Consider the following 17,533-nt stretch of genomic DNA (forward strand, 5'->3'; position numbering starts at 1 on the left):
TAAAGGATAATAGTGTGAAACTAAAGTGGTAACTTATTACTTTTTAAATTTAAGCTTTTCTATAGTGTCAACGAAAGAAAAGCTTGATTAATCTGTCATCTATGCTCTGTCATCTGTACTCTAAAAAAGTATATTATACTTTTTTAAACTCCTTTTTTTCTACCAAATAAAACATCTACAATAAATATTAATGCTGCTACTAATAAAAGTAGATTAATTAAACTACCACCTATTCTAAATATTAATCCTATTAACCAGAATAGAATAACGAATCCTCCTAGCCATCTAAGAAATGCCATGTTCAATAACCTCCATTTAAATAAATTTATTAACAATTTTATATATTATTGTTTGCAAAATAGAGGTTATTTATCCTATAGATATTTGTGTATAGACAAGTTAAGAGAAAAATAAAAAGAGAGGAAATACCTCTCTTATCTTCTTTCTCTCATATTGTTTCTTGAAGCTTTTCTAGCTTTTCTACATTCAGGACATCTTACAGGATCATTTTCGAAACCTTTTTCTTTGTAGAATTCCTGTTCACCTTCTGTAAATATAAATTCTTTTCCACAATCCTTACAAACAATAGTCTTGTCTGCCATTATAAAAACCTCCTTTGAACTATAGGATTAATTTTTTCATGGATAATTCCCCCAGTACAAAGGAGCTAAATTACATGAACAAATTAACCTACTTTGTTAATATAGAGAAAATTATCTCTATTTATGATTATAGCATAAAAGCCATAAAATTCAATATTAAAGTCTTAAATAATAACTAAAAATTCTTAAAATAAGGGATTAATTTTACTTAGATTTCATATGTTTTTTGTTTTTAAAACTAAATATTATAATAGCAATAAAAGGTATAATAAGGAAATTAATAAGAGAAATATATGAATAAAAGTTTAAAAATTTAAAGAAGTAAAATAGATTATCTGCAATATAGCTAGTTGCTATGAAAGTTAAAATACTTATTATATATACTGTATATTTATTTTCAAAATATATTTTTTTTAGATTATTAATCACTAAGTTTAGGACAAGAATATATTTTATATACCATCCTCCTATGGTTTGTAGCATAACAAAAAATTCACCACTTTCAATAAATCTCAAATAACTTATTAGCTGGGTTTGTAAAAGTTTAGGATAAACTAACTCCTCAGCTCTTTCAACTTGGAAAGTAGTAAGAATACCTAGAACTCCCACTATTTCCATCTGTATAACGAATAGGAATGTTAATAGGCTATCTCTAAAGAGAGTATCTTTTTTTGATACCTTTTCCATATAAGAAAAGGTAATAGTTATATGTGAATATAATCCTAAGATTTTTAGAATTGATAACAAAAAATTAAAGGTAATTCCTTTTTCTAGTATAGGTAATAAAAATTCAAAGTGTTTATAAGTAGAAGTCAATATAGCTAAATTAATTCCAGCTAAATTCATCAATATCATACCAACAATTGCAAGACATACTAAGCTTCGTAATCCTTTTTTTACGCAATATATGGCTGGGAAAATTAAAAATAATAGTAAGTACCATATGGGGGTTTCCAACAGTAGATTAGTATGCATAGAACTAGACTCAACGCCAGCACATTCAATTAAAGTTAAAAACAAGGATATCATAAAAAAGGCATATAGGATATTCCCGAAAATTTTGCCAAAAGAACTGATATATATATGGTACAAGTTATAACAATCTGTTTTTTTGAAAACTTTTAAAGCAAATATAAAATAAAATACTATTATTACTGAAGCTATAATAGTAGCAATCCAAGTATCCCTACCGCCATTATTTAAAAAAATACTTGGATAGGTTTTCAGTGAAACTATGGTTAAAGCCATAATTAGAAATATAAACTGTTTTGAGGTTATTTTATTCATGAGCACACCTTTCAAAATAAATAATTTTATCATATAAAATGGTTAATATTACTAGGTATTATTATTTACCATATAATGAATAATATTCTCTTACACACAAATAATATAATGGGTGAATAATATGAGTGAGTATGTAAAATTTATAAAAGACAAATTAGATAAAAGTGCTGATGTAAAATATAGAGAAATTCATATTGGTTGTGGAATAGTACATGTGGTATTTATAGATGATTTGTGTGATTCAAAATTTATTAGTGAATATATAGTCTCTCCTATAACTATAAATAGAAATTTTATTTTTAGCATGGATAATATAAAATTACAAGTATTGGAGGCTAATTCTGTAGGAGATATAAAAGATTTTAATAGTGCATTAATGCACCTTATGTCAGGAGACGTTTTGATTATATTAGAAGGCTCTAATGAAGTAATTTACTGTGAAGCCAAAGGATTTAATAAAAGAAGTATAACAACTCCTCTTACTGAAACTGTAATAAAAGGACCTAGGGAAGGATTTAATGAAAGTTTTTCAGATAATGTATCATTAATTAGAAGAAAAATAAAAAATCCAGATTTAAAGCTTGAAAATTTTACATTAGGGAAAAAGTCTAACACAATAGTAGTTATGATGTATATTGAAAATGTTGCGCAAACAGATTTGGTAGAAAGAATAAGAAATAAGCTCAAGGACATGCAATTAGAGTTTATATTAGATATAAATTATATAGAAGAACAGTTTAAGGAAAAGGGAACATTTTTTGATACCATTGGTTATAGTGAAAAGCCAGATATAGTTGCATCTAAAATATTAGAAGGACGTGTAGCAATAATAGTAGATGGAACTCCTTTTGTTATAACTATGCCATATTTTTTTATTGAAAATTTTCAAATGGCAGATGATTATTATATAAATAAGCACTATTCTAATGCTGCTAGAATATTAAGGGAAGTTAGCTTTTTAGTTTCACTTTTATTACCAGGACTTTATATAGCTATTACTACATATCATTTTTCATTAATACCCTCAGTGTTTGTATTTAGATTGGCAGTATCAAGAGCAGGTGTACCTTTTCCTACTGTAATAGAAATATATTTAATGATGTTTTTCTTTCAAATTTTAAGGGAAGCAGGGGTAAGGTTGCCCCAGCCAGTAGGGCAGGCTATGAGTATAGTTGGGGCTTTAATATTAGGGGATGCAGCAGTAGGGGCAGGTCTGACTTCTCAAATTTCTATAATAGTTGTAGCGTTGTCATCTATTTGTTCTTTTTTAGTTCCTAAACTTTATCCTGTAATCTCTATATGGAGTCCTTTGATCATTTTATTTGGATCGCTACTTGGCTTACCAGGATTTTATATAATTATGCTTACCTTTGTAGCACATGTAGCTAGTTTAGAGTCGGTTGGATATTCGTATTTATATCCAATGGGGACAACAAAAAAATTTAAATTTAGAGACGTTCTTTTTAGAGGAAATCTTAAGGATATATCCAAAAATATTGGTGAGGATGAAAGTAATGAAAAAGATAAAGCTTAGTATAATTTTATGCATGTGTGTATTATTTAATGGATGTTATAACTATAGGGATATCAATAAAATAATATTTTCTACAGCTATAGTAATAGATATAGATGAACAAAAGAATCCAGTTTTCTATATGGAAACTTTTAAACCTTACAGAAGTGCTGGAACCGGATCTGATAAAGGTGAAAGAATTGTATATAAAGGTAAGGGTAAGGCTGTCTTTGAAGCTTTAAGAGATGTGGGGCTAGCTACCAGCTATAAGCCTAATGGAACTCAATGTAAAGCTATAATATTTACAGAAAAAGCTGCAGCTTATGGAATAGATAATTTTTTGGATTTTTTTGATAGAGATCAGGAATTTCTTATAAGACAGTATGTAGCTATATTTGAAGGTGATGTAGATAGATTAATAAAAATGAGAATGAAATCAGAAGAGTATATAGGAATATTTTTGGTAGATCTTATGGATAATATAGGAACGTCTTCAAGAGCAATAAGGTTAAGTTTAAATGATTATTTAAATAAAAGAATAGAACCAGCACATACATCTGTAATGACGGTACTAAAGATAAATAGTGAACAAATTGAAGAAATGCTTAGTATAGATGGAGGAGCAATAATTAAAGAAGATAAAATGGTAGATAGATTACCTAGAGCAGAAAGTCAAGGGTATAACTTTATTATAGATAAGGTGAAAAGCGGAACGTTAGAAGTGTCTAATCCAGAAGATGAGAATAAATTTGTTGTACTAGAAATACGCCGTAGTAAAACGAAAACTAAATTGGATTATGATGGAAGTACATTAAAATTAAAGAAAATAATAAATGTAACCACTAGCTTTGGAGAAGCTCAGAGAGGTGTAAGTATAACGGGGGATGAAAGAGACAAGATTGCTAGAGGAGCTGAGAAAAATATAAAGACAGCTTGCATGAATGTTTTTAACAAGTACAAAAATAAAAATCTTGATATTTTTGAGGTGGAAAGAAGATTTAAACTTAAATATCCTAAAGCGGATGCTAGGGATGTATTAAAGAACACAGAAATAGATGTAGAAGTTAATGTTAAAATAGAAGGTTCTTCGAATAAGTTTAACTTTAAGAAGTAATATGCTTATTTTCATATATAGATTTAATCTCTTATAATTTGTTATAATAATTATATTATAGTTCATATAATATAATTAACTGATTATAGATGAGGGTATAGCTTATGGATAGAAGAAAACTTTTAAACTTAATAAAAAGAGGAGAAGGAACTAAAGTTGATTATAAACAGAAGATAGATTTAGAAACAGAGAGCAGCAGAAAAGAATTAGCAAAAGATATATGTGCTATAGCTAATTCTAAAGGGGGAAGAGGTTATCTTATAGTAGGAATAGAAGATAAAACAAAGAACATTATAGGAATAGAAGAAGAAAAATATAGTGAGGAACAAATACAACAAATAGTTAGTTCTAGATGTGAACCTCCAATTCCAGTATCATTAGAGTTTGTCAATTTTGATAACAAGAAGTTAGCTATAATCAATATATATGACGGTCCTCAAAAGCCGTATCAGTTAAGGGAAAATGGTGCCTTTTATATAAGGAGAGGATCAACTACTGATACTATGAGAAAAGAGGAGATAATCTCTGCATTGCAGGAAAATTTAAGTTTAAATTTAGAATTATGTCCTATAGTTAAAAGTGACATGAGTTGCATAAACATGGAATTGGTTCATAAATATTTTAGCCTAAAAGGAATAGATACAAATGGTAATAATATCATAAGTTTTGCAGAAAATGCATCTATCATAAATTTTGATAGGGAATCTAACAGATATATGGTAACTCTAGGGGGACTTTTAGTTTTTTCAGATATAAATAATTTATATATACCTCATAATATGATAAAAATTATTAATAAAATAAATAAGAATTTTAAAGAAAACATAATAATTCAAGGTAACTTAATTTCAATTTTAGATAATTGTGAGGATATTTTAAAAAAGATATTGCCTAAAGGTTACCCAATTAATGGCGTTTTTGAAGGGATAAGAAATGCAGTGGTGTACAGAGATTATAATTTATATTATAAAGAGATTGAAATAGTATTAGATTATAATAGCATTATTTTAATCAGTCCAGGAGTACTTATGGATGGAAGAGAACTAACTTCATCACAATATCTTAAAAGAAATATGTGGATATACGAGAAGTTAATAACTTTAGATAATAAGGAGAGGTTTGTTAATACTGGAAGGGGATTTTTTAGAATGAAGAGATATTTTAAAGGTAAGGGAAGATTAACTTTTGTAAATTCAATAAAAGAAAATAGTTTTAAAATTATATATCCAGGTATTAATCTTTTTAGATAGAATATAATAATAATTTTTTATAGCAATAAAATATTTGTAGATTATTGTACTAAAATAATAGAAATTAGTTGATGATTTATAGCTAGGTTATATTGAAAAAAGATTCAGAATATTATATAATTTATATAATAAATAACCTAAAAAAATAAAGTTAGGGGTGGTAACATGATTCAAGTACTTTGTGACCAAAGAGGAGCAGGAAAGACAAAAGTATTAATAGACATGGCAAACAACAAAGTAGACGATAATAAGGGACACATAATTTTTATCGATGATGATAAGAGGGCTTTGTTTGAGTTACACAGAGATATTAGGTTCATTACTACTTGCGATTATAACTTAAAAAATTCTGAGGGCTTTTATGGTTTTTTGTGCGGCATATTTTCTGCTGATTATGATATTGATACCATTTTTATTGATGGGCTGTTTAATATTGTAAATTTAGATGTAGAAGATGCGGCACATTTGTTTTATGGAATAGAAAAATTTTCGAAGGAGTATGGTGTAGATTTCTATATAAGTGCTAATGAAGAAGAAGAAATGCCTGATTGCATGAGAAAATATATGAATTTAGTATGCGCTTAATGAAAAGGATTTAGTTGAGGGGGAAAATAATTTTTTATTAATATAGAAAAGAAAGCTGGGTATAATTTACCCAGCTTTTTTAGAAAAATTTATAGAAAAACTCTATTAATGATATTACAAGTTCAAATAATATAAGAATAATTACCATTACTTCTAGTTTGGTTCCTCTTCTTTCATGAGTTAGAGAAGCAAATACATCTGTAATATCTTTTAGTAACTCTGTTTTATGAGTTATTTTTTCATATCTATCTGCTATTTCAAAAAATGAAATTATTTCCATAAAAAAATGTTCTATATCTTCATTTTCCCAAGCTGCTTTAGGTTTATCTAATAACATAAGATAGGATAGAGTATTATATTTAAATCTTAATACATTAGCAGAAGTTTTAGCTAGTTGATCATCGGACATATTAAATTTACCACTATACAAAGAATTTATTATATTTTCAATACTATCTAAAACCTTGTCTATATCTATTTCAATTTTTCTAAGAGAAGTAGATTTTGCTAGAACTAGGGATATTATGTCCAAATAATATGGTTTAAATTCATTTGCTGTCATTAGATCATTATAAAGAGCATAATCATAATCAGGGTCTATTTCTAATTTATATTCATCAACATAATCATTAGTAGTATTATTTTTTAGTGAGTTTTCTATGTTTTTTATATAATTTATTATATCCTGTATTTCATGATATTCCATATTAATACATACCATGGAACCAAAATGATATATATATACAAATTTATTATCTGTCTCTTTAATTATTCCGTTTAATTTATTATCTGTAAGTACTAAAGGGTCTTCCCACTTAAATTTAGCAGTAATACCAAAATGAGCGGCTATGTTATTTAAAGTTATTTCATTAGCTAAAACCAAAGATTTAAAGGTCCAGCTTTCCATAAAAATACCTCCTTTCTAATTACATAAGCACATTGTAATTTTATCATAATTATTATCATAATTAATAGTATAAATGTATAAAAAGTTGATAAAAAAATAGTTTATTTATATACTATAATTATATTATTATTAATTTGCATATTTATATAGAAAATTATTTACTTGGAGGTAATAAAAATGAATAATGTATATGACATATTAGTAGAACGTGGCTACATAAAGCAGTTAACTCATGAAGAAGAAATAAAAGAAATGCTAAATAAGGAAAAAGTTACATTTTATATAGGATTTGATCCAACAGCAGATAGTTTACATATAGGACATTTTTTACCACTTATGATGATGGCTCATATGCAAAGAGCTGGACATAGACCTATAGCATTAGTTGGAGGGGGAACCGTTATGATAGGTGACCCTAGTGGTAAAACTGATATGAGAAAAATGTTATCTAAAGAAGCAATAGACAAAAATGTTGCGTCTATAAAAAGCCAGCTTTCAAGATTTATAGATTTTTCTGATGATAAAGCTATACTTGCAAATAATGCAGAGTGGCTTTTAAAACTTAACTATGTTGAATTTATAAGAGAGATAGGTGTACATTTCTCAGTAAATAAAATGCTTACAGCAGAATGCTTTAAGCAAAGGTTAGAAAAGGGATTATCATTTTTAGAATTTAATTATATGTTAATGCAAGGATATGACTTCTTAGAATTAAACAGAAGATATGGATGTGTTATGGAATTGGGAGGAGATGACCAATGGTCCAATATGTTAGCTGGAACAGATTTAATAAGAAGAAAAGAGGGAAAACCTGCTTTTGCCATGACATGTACTTTACTTACTAACAGCGAAGGTAAGAAAATGGGTAAAACTGAAAAAGGTGCATTATGGTTAGATAAAGAAAAAACTACTCCATATGAGTTTTATCAATACTGGAGAAATGTAGATGATGCAGATGTAGAAAAATGTTTAGCACTATTAACTTTCTTACCTATGGAAGAAGTAAAAAGATTAGCTTCTCTTCAAGGATCAGAAATTAATGAAGCAAAAAGAGTTCTTGCATATGAAGTTACAAAGCTGATTCATGGTGAAGAAGAGGCTATGAAAGCAAAAGAAGCTGCAGAAGCTTTATTTGGTGCAGGAAAAGATATGAGTAATGTACCAACAGCAGCTATTGCTAAAGATAAACTAAACGTATCTATATTAGATATACTTGTAGAAACAAAAATATTACCATCCAAAGGAGAAGGAAGAAGATTGGTACAACAGGGTGGTTTAAGTGTAAATGATGAAAAAGTTACAGATGTAAATATGGTTATAACTGAAGAAAATTTCATAGATGGCAGTATGATAGTGAAAAGAGGAAAGAAAAACTATAACAGAATAGTACTAGAATAAAAATTGCTAGGCAATTTTTATTCAGATTACAGAGAAAAGAGCACAGAGGACAGATTTTAGATGATTTTTTCTCCGTTAACACTACAGAAAATCTTTGATAAAAATTTTTCGTAATGTTAATGGAGAAAAATTATCATTATCTGTCCTCTGTGCTCTGTAATCTGTACTCTAAAAAAGTGCTTCACACTTTTTATATATAGTGGTTCCACATAATTAAGGCGTCTTCGCCATTGTCTGCATAATATTTTTTTCGTATGCCTTCTTGGATAAAATTAAAATTTTTATATAGATTTATAGCAGCTGTGTTTGATTTTCTTACTTCTAAAGTCATATGTTCAACATCTTTATTTTTGCATGCTTCTATAAGTCCGTCTAAAATGAGAGATCCTACACCAATCCCCCTAAAGTCTGGATTGACCGCTATGTTTGTAATATGTCCTTCGTCTAGAATTACCCATACTCCACCATATCCAACTACTTTATCTTGTTTTAATGCTACTAAATAAATAGCCTGTTTATTATCAACAATCTCTTTTTTTATAGATTCTTTACTCCAAGATATGGGAAAACTTAGATTGCTTATTTTAAATATTTCATCTACATGATGTGGATCAGCTTTACATATTTTTATTTCATTACTAATCATTAATATCAGCGCCTTTTTTCTTTTCATATTCTCTTTCAGCTTGAGATTTTCTAAGATATATTGGAGCAAATTCATATATATCTTCTTTTAATCCTTTTTTTAATAAATTCAGTCCAATTTCTCCTAGAGAAGAAGCTTTAACAAAGTTTAAGCTTATTGGAGCAAAAGATACTTTGGGTAGTTTTTCTTTTAGCATTTCACAAAACTTAGGGACACCATCACCTATGAAAGTTACTTTTTCATTATATTTTATTAATATATCAATTAAGTCATCAATTGCCATAGGGGAATAATCAATTAATTTTTCTAAATTACTATCATTAAATTTATATATAGCTGTATAAACATTATTTCTTAAGGCATCTAATATTGGACAAATGATTCCATCAGTATAAGATAAATTATATGCAAGAGCATCTAAAGAAGAAACAGATATAAAAGGCTTTTGGATTCCTTGGCTTAAGCCTTTTATTGTAGCAGCACCAATTCGAAGACCTGTGAATGAACCAGGTCCTTTAGATACAACGAAACCATCAATATCAGAAATTTTTAAATTTAAATTTTTTAATAGATAATCAATCATATTCATAAGAATAACAGAATGTTGTTTTTTATAATTAAAAGTTACTTCACCCAATAATTTTTCATCTTCTATAATGGCACAAGTAGCTGACTCAGTAGCTGAGTCTAAACTTAATATTTTCATAGTTTAATCTCCTTTATGTAATTATATCTTTCACCAAAATTTTTTAATGTTATTTTTCTTGAATTTTCATTTTCATTATTTATTTTTTCTATAGTTATAGTTAAATGCTCATCTGGGATAAGTTCTTCTATATAGTTAGCCCATTCTATTACACTTACACCTTCACTAAATATATATTCATCAAAGCCTATTGCTGCTATTTCATCTGGATCATTTACTCTATATACATCAAAATGATAAAATTTTAATCTACCATCATATTCATTAACAATATTAAAAGTTGGACTTGTTATATGTTCGTGTATATCTAATCCTTCAGCTATACCCTTTGTAAGATGAGTTTTACCAGTTCCAAGATCCCCGATAAGGCAAATTATATCGCCAGGTTTAGCTAATTTACCTATTTGGCGTCCTATATTCATAGTTTGTTCTATACTTTCTACAAAAAACTCCATTTAATGAACCTACTTTCTAATTTAATATTATACACATATTTTATCCAAAAAAGCTAAAAAAGAAAAGGCAACTTTCAATTACCCTAATGTTCTAATGGGTTTTTCTCAATATAACCTAATGATCCTTTTAAGTAGCTTAAGGCTTTTTCACATATAAAGTTTTCTTTTACCATTTCGTCCATTATAGCAAAGGTTTTATCATCGCTTAGCCCTTTTCTATAAGGTCTATCTTCCGTTAAGGCTTGATATATATCACATACAGACATAATTCTTGATTCCTCAGAGAGATTATCAGCACATAAACCTCTAGGATAGCCATTACCATTTAATTTTTCATGATGGTTAGAAGCCCATTCGCTTATATCTGGTATATCTTCTATTCTATCCAATATTATTTTTGTATAATATACATGAGATTTAATAATAGAAAATTCATCACTAGACAATGAAGAATTTTTATCTAGTATTTTAGTAGGAACAGCTAATTTTCCTATATCATGGAGTAATCCAGCAATTCTCATTTTTATACACTTTTCTTCTGGATAGTTTAAATATTTAGAAACTTTATATGCTAAATTTGATATACTATGAGAATGTTTCGCGGTGAATTTACTCTTATTATCTATTATTTGCGAAAACATGTAAGCTATTTCTTCAAATTGGTGAATATCTAAATATATATTTAGATTAGGGCATATACTATCCAATATAAAGTCCATAGAAAGTATGTTTTCTAGATTAAACCAAAAGTTGTCTCTTTTTGAACAATTTAAAAAGGCATCTACTAAATCAGCAGAAAATATTTTTTTGGAATTTCCCTTTACCCAGTTAATTATTCTATTTTTCTGTTTAAATGAAGGCTTTTTTTCTGAATAGGAGACATCTACTAGATCAGCTAATCGAATTATTTGGCTTTCTATTGGTATATCATTACCTAAAACTTTCATAGCTCCAGTGCCATCAAAATTTTCATGGTGATAAAGAATTATATCAGAGAGGTTATTGAAAATAGGAAAGTTCTTAGTTATGTTAGCACCTATTGTACAATGCTCATATATATAAGTATGAGAATTATGGCTTTGATTCAAACAACTTGCGGCACCTATATCATGTAGTAAAGAAGCTATGTAAATTAATTTTCGACTGTTTTCAGGTAAATTGAGTTGACATGCTAATTCAAGAGAGATATAGGCTGTTCTTTGAGCATGATGCATGAATTTGTGCTCTGAATAATTTATATTCGTGACATCTTCTATAATTTCTTTATCTGATTCATCCATTGAACTTATTTCAGCTAAATCCAGAGCTATGGAGATAGAACGAATTATTTTATCAAAATTAATTTTCATATTTTTACCTCACTAATTGAAATTTGGTAAATATATTTTAACATAACTAATAATATTAATAAATAATAGTTTGCAATACATAATTCAATTATGTAAAATATATATAAATGTATGTATTTGTAAGAGGTGAAAGACTTGAAAAAGAGTTTATATATAGTATTAGTGTGCTGTTCTATTATTTTTTTTGCTTGTGGAAATAAAAATAATAGCGAGGTATTGGAAAGAGTAAGTATGAATGTAAAAAAAAATAATGAAGTTAATTTAAACATTGCAGTAACAGATAAGTTTTTATATTTTATGACAAAAGATATTATAAAGGATAAACACTTTGTGCAATATATGTTTAAAAATAAAGAGGAGGAATTTAATTATATATATTCTGATGATAGTTTAAATAATATTAGTAAGCAGGATCTATTTATATATAATGGAGCGGGATTGGAGCCTTGGATAAATGAATTTTTAGATAAATTAAATAAGAGTAAAGTAGGAATAATAAATATTTCAAGAGGAGTAAATTTATTATCTTATAATAAACAAGTAAAGTATAAGAATTTAATTTTGAAAGAAAATCCTTATTATTGGCTTAACATAGATAATTACAAGATAGCATTATTAAATATCAAAAATTCTATACAAGATAGGGATCCAAGAAATAGAGATTATTATGAAAAGAATTTTACTAACAAATTAAAAGAATTAGAGATTTATGAAAAGAAATTTAAGGAAATGGGAAACAAGTTTAAGGATTATGTTATATTCTATAATGAAGATGAAATAGAATATTTTATAAAATATTCTAATATGAAAGTTACTAAATTAGTAGGGAATGAAAAGGATGAAGATATAAAAGGAAAAATAAATGATAATAAAAACATTATTTTCTTATATAGTAATGATGCAGAGCTTAAGAAAAATGCAGAATTAATGAAAAAATATAATATTAAGCCAGTAAAGCTAATTGTATATAAGGAAAATATGGATTATATAAGTATATTAAAATATAATATTAATAATTTAGAAGCTATTTTAAAGAGTAGTAAATAGCTTCTAAAGCTATTTACTATGGAGGAGAGGCAATGTTTTTTATTGGCATATTTGGTATTGAGCAAAGAAAAAAGAGTATAAAATTTATACAAAATATTATATGTAAAGCTTGTGGAAATATGTCAAGCTATGAATTAATAAAAGTATGTGAAGTATTTCATTTCTTCTTTATACCAATTTTTAAGTGGAATAAAAGATATTATTTAGTTTCAAGATGTTGTAATTCCATATTTGAAATACCTTTAGAAATTGGGGAAGGGTTAGAAGAAGGAAAGGAAATTAACATAGAGGATTCATACTTGAAAGAAGTGTATAAACAATATAATTCCAGGGAAATAATTTGTCGTAACTGTAGAAATATAGTAGATAGTTCTTTTCAATATTGTCCTCATTGTGGAGCAAAATTAAAATAATAAAAAAATAGTTGACCATTGTAATATGCTGTGCTATAATAAGACTCGTAACGAAGGGGTATAGCTCAATTGGTAGAGTAGCGGTCTCCAAAACCGTTGGTTCCGGGTTCAAGTCCTCGTGCCCCTGCCATAAGGAAAACCAGTAACTGTAAAGGTTACTGGTTTTTTTATACACATATTTAACTGGGTGATTTTTAAGCATTTGGTTGTCTTTAAAAATATATGCTTAAGAATCACTATTTTTTATAGAAAATTTTCTGATTTGTTTGTTTTCTTAAAGCTACTATGAGAAATGCAAAAAGATAAACTATTCAACAATACATGGTGTATGGTACAATATAGAAGAAAAGGGAGGAGTTGCAATGAAAGTAAAAATGAACAAAATGTTGATAACAATAATGATTGCAATTTTTATTATTACACCAGTCTCTGTATTTGCTTCTACAAATAAAAAAAGAATAGAGGTTATGTTTAATAAAACTAATATTAAAATAAATGGAGTTAATTTTAATGGCAATAGGATGGTATATAACGGGACAATATATCTACCAATAAAGAATATTGCTAGATTATTTAATTTGTCTATTTACACTTATGAACCTACTAAGACAATATATATAGGACAGGTACCTGCTGGAGAAATTCCGCGAAATATTAAGCAAGCAAATAAAAATACAAAAGATGTACTTATTTCAAAAGAATTGAGTAGTATTGATGTTGTTCTTAATAGTATTAATGTTAAAGTTCATGGTGAAAAAATTAAATCAGATACTATACTTTATAATAATGAGGTTTTTGTATCATTACAAGAGGTTTGTAAAATACTTGGTATTGATTTTAATTATTACAAACCAACATCAACAATATATGTGGGAATGATTCCTCAAAATGAGATTCCATATGATGTATATAAAAAATGGTCTTATAACGAAAAGAAAACTTTAGACTCAAAACCAGCATTAGGAGAAATGCAGGGATGGTATAAACTTACAGGACATGAGTATGAGAATATTGCTGATATTTATTATAAATTAGATGGAAGTGTCTTAAGTGTAATAGTAAAAGATATTAGGAAAGTTGATTTAAATAAAATTGTAGAGTGGACAAATGATGATGGCACAAAAATGTATAATAGATTAGGGGATATATATACATTATTCTCTAGTTTTAGCCAATATTCATGTGAATGGTTTAGTGAAAAATTTGGAGCAATTTATGGTGAATGGCTAATGGTGAGCAGTATACAAGCAGATAATATAGTTTTAGATTACTTGCAACAAACTGGACAAATGCAAAAGCAAAACAATGTAACATTAACTCCAGATGCAGAATATGAAGTTATAGAATCAGAAAATGAGGAAATTAGTACAGAAGAAATGATAAGGAATATTGAAAAGTATATGGAAAGTCAAAAAAATAAATAATACATTAATAATACATTAATAATAAAAGCACTTACTTAATTGTAGGTGCTTTTATTATGCTCTGAAAGAGAGTTAAATATATGACAATATCATCAATTGCATTAAATTTTTTTATAAACATATTACGACTTATACTCTGAAAAAAGTGCAGATCATTTTTTTACTTTTGAACTACTCCCCAAGAATTTAATAGTTTTGAATCTCCTATCCATATTGGAGAATCCATTGGTATATAATCAAATAATTGTTCTACGTCAGTATTTATCATTCTTATGCAACCCAAAGATGCGTTAGTTCCTATAGACCAAGGATTATTGTTGCCATGTATTCCATAAGTAGATCCTCCCTTAAAAGATAGCCCCAACCATCTTTTACCCAGTGGATTTTGTGGGATTCCTCCAGCAATAGTATTGCCTGTTTTAGAATTGTACCAAGCTGGATCTATTAGTTTTGTAGCTAGGGTGAATTTTCCATTAGGCGTAAAAGAGGGATCACGTCCTACGGCAATAGGATATTTTTTATGAATAGATTTATTGTAGTACACTGTAAGAATTCTAGTATCTTTATTTATAACAATACAATATCCACTTGAAAAATCTTTAGGCAAAGTATCTGTAGTCTGCTTTTTTTCTTTCATAAGTAGATTTGTAGTTTCAGGCCCAATAATACCATCTACTGAAATGTTTTGAGAACTTTGAAATCTTAATACGGCATTTCTAAAGTTGATATTTTCATCTTTAAGTTCTGTTTTATAAAATCCAAGTTCCTTTAATCGTTCAAAAAAGTCTTTATATTCATAGTGCGTCTTTTCTTTTGTTTTCTCTGGAATAGAGTTTTCTTTTTTCTGCTTTTCAGTAGCCAATTGTTTTTTTTCTTCATTGATTATAGCTTCTTTTTTAGTGCCTTCAACCTTATTATTTTTATCTGTAGTAGAACCTACTGAAATATGTTTTTCTTTGCTATTAATTAATATTTCAGTAGTGTTATTATTGCTATTAGTATTACTAGGATTATTAGAAAAAGTTTTATAACTTATTTTATAGGCAACATAGAAACAGAGCAATAAAAGTATTGAAATAGGGATAAGATAAGATGAAAATTTTTTAAACATTATTAGTCCCCCTCCCCCTTTAGATGTATATGTTATTTTTTATAACTATATTAATATACTAAGATTCTTTGAAATTTGTGACAGTATATTAAAAAATTAATTATATAAATTTTATGAAATTTTAACCAAATTTGGGTTTAAGCTTGAAAAAAGTATATATAAGTGGTAAAATATAGGTAAAGTCAATAATGATGGCGGAGTACAAGAGAGCCAAATTTTAAGGTGAACTCACCTTAAAATTTGTGCTCTTTTTTATTTTATAAGGGGGGTTTATAAATGTATGATGTTATAATTGTTGGTGCGGGTGTGACAGGATGTGCCATTGCAAGAGAATTATCTAGATATAAATTAAATACTTGTGTATTGGAAAAATGTAATGATGTAGGTATGGGAACTTCAAAAGCCAACAGTGCAATAGTACATGCTGGGGAAGATCCGATTCCGGGCACATTAAAAGCAAAATTAAATGTTAAGGGAAATGCTATGTATGAAGAGCTTTCTAAAGAATTAGATTTTAATTTTAAAAGAAATGGTTCTTTTGTACTTTGCTTTGATGAAAAGGATATGGGCAATTTAATTAAATTAAAGGAACAGGGAGAAAAAAATGGGGTTCCTAATATGAAAATTTTAAATAGACAACAAGCTTTAGAGATGGAACCAAATCTATCGGAGTTTGTAGTAGCAGCTTTGTATTTACCAACAGGAGGAATTACGTGTCCTTTCGAGGTTACAGTAGCATTTGCAGAAAATGCTTATACAAATGGTGTAGAATTTAAACTTAATACAGAAGTTAAAAATATAACGAAATTAAAGGATAGATATTTGCTAGAAACTAACAATGGTGAATTAGAGTGCAAGATGGTAATAAATGCAGCAGGACTTTTTGCAGATGATTTAAATAATATGGTAAGTAAAAATAAAATAAAAATAACTCCAAGAAAAGGAGAGTATTGTTTGTTTGATAAAGTAGTTGGAAATTTAGCAACTAGAACCTTGTTCCAGTTACCAACTGCGCTAGGAAAAGGAGTTTTAGTAACGCCTACAGTAGATGGTAATTTACTTATAGGTCCTGATGCTGAAGATATAGAAGACAAGAATGATTTAACTACAAAACAGGAGGCTTTAGATTATATACTAGACAGAGCTAAAATAAGTGTAAATGAAGTTCCAAGAGGACAAATTATAACATCTTTTTGTGGCTTGAGGGCTCGTGGAAATACAGGTGATTTTATAATTGGAGAGGCTGAGGATGCTGAAAACTTTATTAATGCAGCTGCTATAGAATCTCCAGGATTGTCCAGTGCGCCTGCTATAGGAGAAATGGTAGGGAAAATAGTTGTAGATAAACTCTCTCCAGAAAAAAATGAAAATTTCAATCCTGTAAGAAAAGGAATAAAAAAATTTGCTAATTTAAGTAATGAAGAAAGAAAGAAACTTATAAAAGAGAATCCTTCCTATGGTAAAATTATATGTAGATGTGAAACTGTAACAGAGGCAGAAATTGTTGATGCTATTAGAAGACCTTTAGGTGCAAGAGATTTAGATGGAATAAAAAGAAGAGTTAGAGCTGGAGCAGGAAGATGCCAGGCTGGTTTTTGTACTTCAAGAGTAGTGGATATTTTATGTAGGGAACTAGATAAAATACCTAATGAAATAACCAAGTTTGGAAGTGAGTCTAACTTATTAATTGGTGGGAAAAATAAAGAAAATATTTAAATAGTGGAGG

The 17,533-nt window shown here is 27.9% G+C and carries 18 protein-coding genes and 1 tRNA gene; 10 read left to right on the forward strand and 9 right to left on the reverse strand.

The features are described 5' to 3' along the window. Window positions 1-143: 143 nt before the first annotated feature. The 3 genes from T514_RS27010 to T514_RS0116720 form a co-directional block, all read right to left on the reverse strand. Window positions 144-299, reverse strand: a complete 156-nt coding sequence (locus tag T514_RS27010; RefSeq protein WP_169735828.1) for a DUF5670 family protein — start codon at window positions 297-299, stop codon at window positions 144-146. Window positions 300-434: 135 nt separating this feature from the next. After that, entirely contained in the window at window positions 435-602 is a 168-nt protein-coding gene (locus T514_RS0116715) for a zinc-ribbon domain-containing protein (protein ID WP_027625804.1), read from the reverse strand. 204 nt (window positions 603-806) lie between these two features. Further along, entirely contained in the window at window positions 807-1,889 is a 1,083-nt protein-coding gene (locus T514_RS0116720; protein WP_027625805.1) for an endospore germination permease, read from the reverse strand. 121 nt (window positions 1,890-2,010) lie between these two features. On the opposite strand from T514_RS0116720, the gene T514_RS0116725 reads away from it, so the two are divergent. From T514_RS0116725 to T514_RS0116740, 4 genes are all read left to right on the forward strand, one after another. Then, on the forward strand, window positions 2,011-3,423 hold the full coding sequence (locus T514_RS0116725) for a spore germination protein (protein ID WP_027625806.1): 1,413 nt from the start codon (window positions 2,011-2,013) through the stop codon (window positions 3,421-3,423). Then, window positions 3,404-4,516 (forward strand): Ger(x)C family spore germination protein, encoded by a 1,113-nt coding sequence (locus tag T514_RS0116730; RefSeq protein WP_027625807.1) that lies wholly within the window; start codon window positions 3,404-3,406, stop codon window positions 4,514-4,516. The genes T514_RS0116725 and T514_RS0116730 overlap by 20 nt, the downstream gene beginning before the upstream one ends. Before the next feature lie 104 nt (window positions 4,517-4,620). Further along, window positions 4,621-5,766: an AlbA family DNA-binding domain-containing protein gene (locus T514_RS0116735; protein WP_027625808.1), complete on the forward strand. Its 1,146-nt coding sequence runs from the start codon at window positions 4,621-4,623 to the stop codon at window positions 5,764-5,766. Window positions 5,767-5,931: 165 nt separating this feature from the next. Next, window positions 5,932-6,351 (forward strand): hypothetical protein, encoded by a 420-nt coding sequence (locus T514_RS0116740; protein WP_027625809.1) that lies wholly within the window; start codon window positions 5,932-5,934, stop codon window positions 6,349-6,351. Between the two features lie 79 nt (window positions 6,352-6,430). On the opposite strand, the gene T514_RS0116745 is transcribed toward T514_RS0116740, so the two are convergent. Next, window positions 6,431-7,258: an RMD1 family protein gene (locus T514_RS0116745; protein WP_027625810.1), complete on the reverse strand. Its 828-nt coding sequence runs from the start codon at window positions 7,256-7,258 to the stop codon at window positions 6,431-6,433. 177 nt (window positions 7,259-7,435) lie between these two features. Here T514_RS0116745 and tyrS point away from each other — a divergent pair, with 177 nt between their 5' ends. After that, window positions 7,436-8,656 carry a tyrosine--tRNA ligase gene (gene tyrS, locus T514_RS0116750; protein ID WP_027625811.1) on the forward strand — a complete coding sequence of 407 codons (1,221 nt, stop codon included), beginning with the start codon at window positions 7,436-7,438 and terminating at the stop codon, window positions 8,654-8,656. A 190-nt stretch (window positions 8,657-8,846) separates the two neighbouring features. Here tyrS and rimI read toward each other — a convergent pair whose 3' ends face one another. The 4 genes from rimI to T514_RS0116770 form a co-directional block, all read right to left on the reverse strand. Continuing rightward, entirely contained in the window at window positions 8,847-9,329 is a 483-nt protein-coding gene (gene rimI / locus T514_RS0116755; RefSeq protein ID WP_084284677.1) for a ribosomal protein S18-alanine N-acetyltransferase, read from the reverse strand. Then, entirely contained in the window at window positions 9,295-10,008 is a 714-nt protein-coding gene (tsaB, locus tag T514_RS0116760; protein WP_027625813.1) for a tRNA (adenosine(37)-N6)-threonylcarbamoyltransferase complex dimerization subunit type 1 TsaB, read from the reverse strand. Before tsaB ends, rimI begins: the two co-directional genes overlap by 35 nt. After that, complete coding sequence (gene tsaE, locus T514_RS0116765; protein ID WP_027625814.1) at window positions 10,005-10,463, reverse strand: tRNA (adenosine(37)-N6)-threonylcarbamoyltransferase complex ATPase subunit type 1 TsaE; 459 nt, start codon at window positions 10,461-10,463, stop codon at window positions 10,005-10,007. Before tsaE ends, tsaB begins: the two co-directional genes overlap by 4 nt. A gap of 83 nt (window positions 10,464-10,546) precedes the next feature. Beyond that, entirely contained in the window at window positions 10,547-11,812 is a 1,266-nt protein-coding gene (locus T514_RS0116770; protein ID WP_027625815.1) for an HD-GYP domain-containing protein, read from the reverse strand. A 135-nt stretch (window positions 11,813-11,947) separates the two neighbouring features. Between T514_RS0116770 and T514_RS0116775 the strand changes: the two genes are divergently transcribed. From T514_RS0116775 to T514_RS25850, 4 genes are all read left to right on the forward strand, one after another. Next, complete coding sequence (locus tag T514_RS0116775) at window positions 11,948-12,859, forward strand: metal ABC transporter substrate-binding protein (RefSeq protein WP_027625816.1); 912 nt, start codon at window positions 11,948-11,950, stop codon at window positions 12,857-12,859. Between the two features lie 32 nt (window positions 12,860-12,891). After that, the gene (locus tag T514_RS0116780) at window positions 12,892-13,272 is read left to right on the forward strand and encodes a zinc ribbon domain-containing protein (protein WP_027625817.1); all 381 of its coding nucleotides are present in this window, start codon (window positions 12,892-12,894) and stop codon (window positions 13,270-13,272) included. Between the two features lie 54 nt (window positions 13,273-13,326). Further along, window positions 13,327-13,402 (forward strand) — tRNA-Trp (locus tag T514_RS0116785). 232 nt (window positions 13,403-13,634) lie between these two features. Continuing rightward, window positions 13,635-14,696 (forward strand): hypothetical protein, encoded by a 1,062-nt coding sequence (locus T514_RS25850; RefSeq protein WP_051542101.1) that lies wholly within the window; start codon window positions 13,635-13,637, stop codon window positions 14,694-14,696. Window positions 14,697-14,856: 160 nt separating this feature from the next. On the opposite strand, the gene T514_RS25855 is transcribed toward T514_RS25850, so the two are convergent. Next, complete coding sequence (locus T514_RS25855; protein ID WP_051542103.1) at window positions 14,857-15,807, reverse strand: L,D-transpeptidase family protein; 951 nt, start codon at window positions 15,805-15,807, stop codon at window positions 14,857-14,859. A gap of 276 nt (window positions 15,808-16,083) precedes the next feature. Between T514_RS25855 and T514_RS0116800 the strand changes: the two genes are divergently transcribed. Further along, the gene (locus tag T514_RS0116800; protein WP_027625818.1) at window positions 16,084-17,523 is read left to right on the forward strand and encodes an NAD(P)/FAD-dependent oxidoreductase; all 1,440 of its coding nucleotides are present in this window, start codon (window positions 16,084-16,086) and stop codon (window positions 17,521-17,523) included. The last annotated feature ends 10 nt before the right edge of the window (window positions 17,524-17,533 follow it).

The organism is Clostridium lundense DSM 17049 (assembly GCF_000619945.1).
Classification (GTDB): domain Bacteria; phylum Bacillota; class Clostridia; order Clostridiales; family Clostridiaceae; genus Clostridium_AO; species Clostridium_AO lundense.